Annotated in this window: 6 protein-coding genes and 1 pseudogene; 2 read left to right on the top strand and 5 right to left on the bottom strand. The window is 50.5% G+C overall.

Going from position 1 to position 7457, the window contains the following annotated elements; genetic code table 11:
• Positions 1 to 57: 57 nt before the first annotated feature.
• From A7090_RS19245 to metJ, 4 genes and pseudogenes are all read right to left on the bottom strand, one after another.
• Positions 58 to 558: pseudogene (locus A7090_RS19245) on the bottom strand (aryl-sulfate sulfotransferase N-terminal domain-containing protein); the annotation flags it as partial.
• 295 nt (positions 559 to 853) lie between these two features.
• A complete protein-coding gene (locus A7090_RS19240; RefSeq protein ID WP_105275218.1) occupies positions 854 to 1480 on the bottom strand; it encodes a TIGR02117 family protein in 627 nt (208 codons plus the stop codon).
• Positions 1481 to 1486: 6 nt separating this feature from the next.
• Positions 1487 to 2095, bottom strand: a complete 609-nt coding sequence (locus tag A7090_RS19235; protein ID WP_105275220.1) for a YiiX family permuted papain-like enzyme — start codon at positions 2093 to 2095, stop codon at positions 1487 to 1489.
• A 60-nt stretch (positions 2096 to 2155) separates the two neighbouring features.
• Positions 2156 to 2473 carry a met regulon transcriptional regulator MetJ gene (gene metJ / locus A7090_RS19230; RefSeq protein WP_000852812.1) on the bottom strand — a complete coding sequence of 106 codons (318 nt, stop codon included), beginning with the start codon at positions 2471 to 2473 and terminating at the stop codon, positions 2156 to 2158.
• A 276-nt stretch (positions 2474 to 2749) separates the two neighbouring features.
• Here metJ and metB point away from each other — a divergent pair, with 276 nt between their 5' ends.
• Together metB and metL are read left to right on the top strand one after the other, a co-directional pair.
• Positions 2750 to 3910 carry a cystathionine gamma-synthase gene (gene metB, locus A7090_RS19225; RefSeq protein WP_105275217.1) on the top strand — a complete coding sequence of 387 codons (1161 nt, stop codon included), beginning with the start codon at positions 2750 to 2752 and terminating at the stop codon, positions 3908 to 3910.
• Positions 3911 to 3912: 2 nt separating this feature from the next.
• Complete coding sequence (metL, locus tag A7090_RS19220) at positions 3913 to 6345, top strand: bifunctional aspartate kinase/homoserine dehydrogenase II (protein ID WP_105275216.1); 2433 nt, start codon at positions 3913 to 3915, stop codon at positions 6343 to 6345.
• On the opposite strand, the gene A7090_RS19215 is transcribed toward metL, so the two are convergent.
• The gene (locus A7090_RS19215) at positions 6309 to 7439 is read right to left on the bottom strand and encodes a cytoplasmic protein (RefSeq protein WP_105275215.1); all 1131 of its coding nucleotides are present in this window, start codon (positions 7437 to 7439) and stop codon (positions 6309 to 6311) included. The two genes, metL and A7090_RS19215, sit on opposite strands and share 37 nt — an antisense overlap.
• Between the last annotated feature and the right edge of the window lie 18 nt (positions 7440 to 7457).

The raw sequence follows: 7457 nt of genomic DNA, 5'->3' as shown, positions 1-7457 counted from the left end.
GGACATTATTTTTGTAGAGCCGGAGGAAACAGACCAGACGGTTTAAATGAGCCGGTTACGATTCTTCAGAGAAGGGGCAACTTTCACTGGCTCAACGGTAGGTAAGACAGCTGTTTGTCCGGTTGTCGCTGGGAGAGAAACTGGCGCAGCATAAATTGACCATGTAAAAGTCTGTTTTTTGCCATTTTCCACCCAGTCAACTTTTACCTTGTTGACATAGTCTGGATACAAACCGAAAACAGGGATGCCATTATGGGTATTAATGGCTTGCGCCCCAACGTCATAGCTAATCGGGATACCTTTCTCGCCTTTGCCTAAGACAGTCACTTTCACATTGCTAAGTGGATGATTGGCTTTATTGATGATAGCAGTTAATGGAAATAATCCACCATAAGGTGCGACATCAACCATACCAAGCGGGCCTTCATGGGCTGGAATAACATCAGATGTGGCGATTAATGGACGATCAGGGTCCAGTACACCAGAGGCGTAAGCGTTAGTATTTATAAATAAGCAGCATAATATTGATAAGGATAATATCTTAGGGGACAGCTTCATAGTTAATTCCTTATTAAAATATAGTCCAGGTTGGTATTCGTCGTGTGAATATTTTTTTACGTTCCACTCAGTTAAATAATCAATAGCAACATTAAAAGGTTACTATTTGGAAACTTAATGTAATTATTAAAATGAGATTATGCACTTTGTCACAAAAAAGAACTTGAATGAGTTATCTATATTTGAGTTGAAATGTTGAGGATATTAAGTGAAATCACTAAAAGTGTTTTCTTTATGATGTAAGTGGTTGCATTGTAAAAAAACATCGACAAATCGAATGTGCAATAATTATTTGTCACTTTTTGACTGCATTCATCACACTTTCTGCTGTCAATTTTAACGCCGGTTCAATATCTATCCCTGCACTTTGTAGCCCTTTAGCCGTCCACTTATTACAGGTGTTGAGTATCCCATAACGACCATTGGCGGCGTAAAACTGGCTGTCACCATAAATACCTTTCTTGAGTGGGAGAAGATTTCCGGCGTCGCTTCTGGAAAAACTGCGCCCCAGAAACAACATTAAGGTATCAAGTTGACCGTTATTAATAGTCAATGGCTTAACTTCGCTGGAAGAAAAATAGTATTCAGGTGGTGCAGAAAACGCCACAACATGTATTACCGCGCCCATCGACCAGAACATCGCCTGCATCGTTAATTTGCTGGTCACTTCTTGTGCCTGATAAAATCCTTTATCTCCCCAACCGATTTCATACCATTTTGGTTGCGTAAATCGCGTGGTGAGTTGCGGTAAAACACGATTAACGTTTGTGGCGGGAATCACGATCCCAGTGTGCCAGCCGTGGCTAACGATATAAATAGTATGCTGACCAGCGGAGTCGTTATTTACCGGAGTGATAGCTTGCGGAAATGTTGCGCAACTGCAAAGCAGTAAACATATTAAGCCGAGAAGTATTGTTTTCAAAATCCATTACCAGGAAAACAGTGGCCACTCTTTGGCAACCGTGGTGAGTTGTGGCGCATCGAAAACGGCCTGCGGTGAAACCACTGTTTCATTAAGCGGGATATTTTTGCCATAACGCTCTTTTAGTTTGGCCTGCACAGCGGGGGGAGTGAGATCAAACTCTTTCAACTTTTGCTGTTCGCCCACGCGCATTCCTAGCGCATTCTGATACACCTTCCACACCACTTCCGAACAATACTGGCGATCATCGCTCCACGAGAAGCTAAAGTCATACGGTTTGCCGAGATAACGTTTTGCCGTTTGCGCCAGTTTTTGTTGTTGTTCGGTATTCAGCCCGCCTTTAATGCGGCGAACAATATATTTGCCATCTTCACCGTGGGCGATCCATTGCTTGAGTGGGGTGTATTTCACCGGGCCGACGGCTTCAAAGACGTAGGGCTTGTTGTTGCGTATCACCAGCATGCCGGTGTGGCTGTAATCGGAATGGGTCGCCAGTTGGATCGCTTTACTTTGTGAGGAGCGAGAAATCTGAAAGATGATGTCGCCAGTTTGTGGTTGCCAGGCAAAAGCAGGCACAGAAACTAGCAGACCGAGGATCAGCAGTTTGTTTTTCATATCTAAACCATCCATGTATAAAAAAAGCGGCTGGTTAACTCCGCGCCGCTCTTTTCCGCTTTAGTATTCCCACGTCTCCGGGTTAATCCCCATCTCACGCATGATCTCTTTTGCCGCTTCCGGGATTTCGTCGCTGCGCTCTTTACGCAGATCGGCATCATCCGGCAGAGGTTGCCCGGTAAAGGCATGCAGAAACGCTTCGCACAGCAGCTCGCTGTTGGTAGCGTGACGCAGGTTGTTCACCTGACGACGCGTACGTTCATCGGTGAGGATTTTTAACACCTTAAGAGGAATGGAAACCGTAATCTTTTTGACTTGTTCACTCTTCTTGCCGTGCTCAGCGTATGGGCTGATATATTCGCCGCTCCATTCAGCCATGAGATACTTAATCCTCTTCGTCAATAAATTGAGACCAGACCACGCAATTAATGTGGGTACTGGCCGTAAACCCGCATAGTTTACCGTACAGGCGTTATCGTGACATCGTGTAATGCACCTGTCGGCGTGACAATGTATATAATTTTAACGGCTATTTGGGATTTGCTCAATCTATACGCAAAGAAGTTTAGATGTCCAGATGTATTGACGTCCATTAACGCAATGTTTACTCTGATGCCTGACATTTCACCGATAAAGCCCAGGGAACATCATCACATGACGCGTAAACAGGCCACCATTGCAGTGCGTAGCGGGTTAAATGACGACGAACAGTATGGTTGCGTTGTCCCACCGATCCATCTTTCCAGCACCTATAATTTTACCGGATTTAATGAACCACGCGCGCATGATTACTCGCGTCGCGGCAACCCAACACGCGATGTGGTTCAGCGCGCGCTGGCAGAACTGGAAGGCGGTGCTGGTGCCGTACTTACTAATACCGGCATGTCCGCGATTCACCTGGTAACGACCGTCTTTTTGAAACCAGGCGATCTGCTGGTTGCGCCGCACGACTGCTACGGCGGTAGCTATCGCCTGTTCGACAGCCTGGCGAAACGTGGCTGCTATCGCGTGTTGTTTGTTGATCAAGGCGATGAACAGGCATTACGGGCAGCGCTGGCAGAAAACCCCAAACTGGTACTGGTAGAAAGCCCAAGTAATCCATTGTTACGCGTCGTGGATATTGCGAAAATCTGCCATCTGGCAAGGGAAGTCGGGGCGGTGAGCGTGGTGGACAACACCTTCTTAAGCCCGGCATTACAAAATCCGCTGGCATTAGGTGCCGATCTGGTGTTGCATTCATGTACGAAATATCTGAACGGTCACTCAGACGTGGTGGCCGGCGTGGTGATAGCTAAAGACCCGGACGTTGTCACCGAACTGGCCTGGTGGGCAAACAATATTGGTGTGACGGGCGGCGCGTTTGACAGTTATCTGCTGCTGCGCGGTTTGCGAACGCTGGTCCCGCGTATGGAGCTGGCGCAGCGCAATGCGCAGGCGATTGTGAAATATCTGCAAACCCAGCCGTTGGTGAAAAAACTGTATCACCCGTCGCTGCCGGAAAATCAGGGGCATGAAATTGCCGTACGCCAGCAAAAAGGCTTTGGCGCAATGTTGAGTTTTGAACTGGATGGCGATGAGCAGACGCTGCGTCGTTTCCTGGGGGGACTGTCGTTGTTTACGCTGGCGGAATCATTAGGGGGAGTGGAAAGTTTAATCTCTCACGCCGCAACCATGACACATGCAGGCATGGCGCCAGAAGCGCGTGCTGCCGCCGGGATCTCCGAGACGCTGCTGCGTATCTCCACCGGTATTGAAGATGGCGAAGATTTAATTGCCGACCTGGAAAATGGCTTCCGGGCTGCAAACAAGGGGTAAAAATGAGTGTGATTGCGCAGGCAGGGGCGAAAGGTCGTCAACTGCATAAATTTGGTGGCAGTAGTCTGGCTGATGTGAAGTGTTATTTGCGTGTCGCGGGCATTATGGCAGAGTACTCCCAGCCCGACGATATGATGGTGGTTTCCGCTGCCGGTAGCACCACTAACCAGTTGATTAACTGGTTGAAACTAAGCCAGACCGATCGTCTCTCTGCGCATCAGGTTCAACAAACGCTACGTCGCTATCAGTGCGATCTGATTAGCGGTCTGCTACCCGCCGAAGAAGCCGATAACCTCATTAGCGCTTTTGTCAGCGATCTTGAGCGTCTGGCGGCGCTGCTCGACAGCGGTATTAACGACGCGGTGTATGCGGAAGTGGTGGGCCATGGTGAAGTGTGGTCGGCGCGCCTGATGTCTGCGGTACTTAATCAACAAGGGCTGCCAGCGGCCTGGCTTGATGCCCGCGAATTTTTACGCGCTGAACGCGCTGCACAACCGCAGGTTGATGAAGGGCTTTCTTATCCGTTGCTGCAACAGCTGCTGGTGCAGCATCCGGGCAAACGTCTGGTAGTGACCGGATTTATCAGCCGCAACAACGCCGGTGAAACCGTGTTACTGGGGCGTAACGGTTCCGACTATTCCGCGACACAAATCGGTGCGCTGGCGGGTGTTTCTCGCGTAACCATCTGGAGCGACGTCGCCGGGGTATACAGTGCCGACCCGCGCAAAGTGAAAGATGCCTGTCTGCTGCCATTGCTGCGTCTTGATGAGGCCAGCGAACTGGCGCGTCTGGCGGCTCCCGTTCTTCACGCCCGTACTTTACAGCCAGTTTCTGGCAGTGAAATCGATCTGCAACTGCGCTGTAGCTACACGCCGGATCAAGGCTCCACGCGAATTGAACGCGTGCTGGCCTCAGGTACTGGTGCGCGTATTGTCACCAGCCACGATGATGTCTGTTTGATTGAGTTCCTGGTGCCCGCCAGCCAGGATTTCAAACAGGCGCATAAAGAAATCGACCAGATCCTGAAACGCGCTCAAGTGCGTCCACTGGCGGTTGGTGTGCATAACGATCGCCAGTTGCTGCAATTTTGCTACACCTCTGAAGTCGTTGATAGTGCGCTGAAAATCCTCGACGAAGCGGGTTTACCTGGCGAACTGCGCTTGCGTCAGGGGTTGGCACTGGTGGCGATGGTTGGGGCGGGCGTCACCCGTAACCCGCTGCATTGCCACCGCTTCTGGCAGCAACTGAAAGGCCAGCCGGTCGAATTTACCTGGCAATCAGATGACGGTATCAGTCTGGTTGCAGTACTGCGCACTGGACCAACCGAAAGCCTGATTCAGGGGCTACATCAGTCCGTCTTCCGCGCAGAAAAACGCCTTGGTCTGGTATTGTTCGGCAAGGGTAATATCGGTTCCCGCTGGCTGGAACTGTTCGCCCGTGAGCAGAGTACGCTCTCGGCACGTACCGGATTTGAATTTGTGCTGGCAGGCGTAGTGGACAGCCGCCGCAGCCTGTTGAGCTATGACGGGCTGGACGCCAGCCGCGCGTTAGCCTTCTTCAACGATGAAGCGGTCGAGCAGGACGAAGAGTCGCTGTTCCTGTGGATGCGCGCCCATCCGTATGATGATTTAGTGGTGCTGGACGTTACCGCCAGCCAGCAGTTGGCTGATCAATATCTCGATTTCGCCAGCCACGGTTTCCACGTTATCAGTGCCAACAAACTGGCGGGAGCCAGCGACAGCAATAAATATCGCCAGATCCACGACGCCTTCGAAAAAACCGGGCGTCACTGGCTGTACAACGCCACCGTCGGCGCAGGCTTGCCGATCAACCATACCGTGCGCGATCTGATCGACAGCGGCGATACTATTTTGTCGATCAGCGGGATCTTCTCCGGCACGCTCTCCTGGCTGTTCCTGCAATTCGACGGTAGCGTGCCGTTTACCGAGCTGGTGGATCAGGCGTGGCAGCAGGGCTTGACCGAACCTGACCCGCGTGATGACCTTTCCGGCAAAGACGTGATGCGCAAACTGGTGATTCTGGCGCGTGAAGCAGGTTATGACATCGAACCGGATCAGGTACGTGTGGAATCACTGGTGCCAACCCATTGTGAAGGCGGCGGCATCGACCATTTCTTTGAAAACGGCGATGAACTCAACGAGCAGATGGTGCAACGGCTGGAAGCGGCCCGCGAAATGGGGCTGGTGCTGCGCTACGTGGCGCGTTTCGATGCCAACGGCAAAGCGCGTGTGGGCGTGGAAGCGGTGCGTGAAGATCACCCGCTGGCATCACTGCTGCCGTGCGATAACGTCTTTGCCATCGAAAGCCGCTGGTATCGCGACAACCCGCTGGTGATCCGTGGGCCAGGCGCAGGGCGCGACGTTACCGCCGGAGCGATTCAGTCGGATATTAATCGGCTGGCGCAGTTGTTGTAGTCCTGGGCCAGAGAAATCAGTATTTGCGTTACGCGCCCTGCGGAAAGCGGGGCGCTGTGAGTAAATTCAGCCTGTTTATGTAGCCAGTGGATAAATTTTCTGCTGGTTGCTAAAGAGAGTATTTTAGCTTTGTTGCTATTTCCACCCGTTAATGCACACACCATCTTACGGTTTTTTCCCTGCTCCCAGAGTTGCCACTGATTTTGCCACCAACCGTGATATGTTGTTCCCTGAAAACGCCAGGAAGTGTTATCGGTACTGTCAGCTATTTCCTCTTCAATAAACCAAATCTCACCTTGCTGTTGGCGAAATAGTTCTGCCCAGGCCGTAATAATCGCACCTCTTAAAAAACACTCGTGTGAAATTACATGTGTTTTTACTGTCGGGAATAAAATATTCAGTACTCTGAAATGCCCGTGTGCAGTGATAACCGGACGCAGAATAACGCCTTTGGCATTGCGCTTGAGCGCTGCGCTGCCATACTGAATTTCATCGAACTGACTGCGGCGTAGAAATTGTGTCTCGCGCATATCAACGCGTTGTACGATATTACTCTCGTGTAATTCTGGTTCTGCATCTCCTCTGTATCGATAATGCAGACTTTCTCCAGCTTGATGCTGAGTGTAATTAGTCGAGAGATGAAGAATATTACCGCGAATCGCGTCGAAACTCATCAGAACATACATTTTCTGCCCGCTGCTGGTTCCCTGAAAGGGGGTGATCAGAGCAATAGTTTCGATTATTTCGGGAGGCGTTATTTCTTTCTGATATTGTTTGGGCGTCCAGACTTTTTTGCAGCCACGACATTGAATGCGTTGCGATCCCTGTGGATTGTGACCATAACAAATCGTGTCTGTGCCATAACATACCGGGCAGAAATGGCCCTTTTCAGAGGCGTAAGTCGCTAAGTGGGCTGTTAACCAGCGACGAAATTGCTGTTCGTCAAACAAAGGCGGGTAACTTCCGCATGCCCGACAGTGCAATGCTGCATAACCTAGGCGATAGTCAGGCCAGCTGTAATCTGTCGATGTTGACCGTCCTAAATTACGGCAACCAAACGACTTGCAGACATTAATCGCAAACAGATTTGACATATATCACCAACGATTTCA

This window comes from Escherichia sp. MOD1-EC7003 (assembly GCF_002965065.1).
In the GTDB taxonomy this organism is placed as follows: Bacteria; Pseudomonadota; Gammaproteobacteria; order Enterobacterales; family Enterobacteriaceae; genus Escherichia.
Note: the sequence above shows the minus strand (reverse complement) of the source record. Positions and strands in the feature narration are given on the sequence as shown.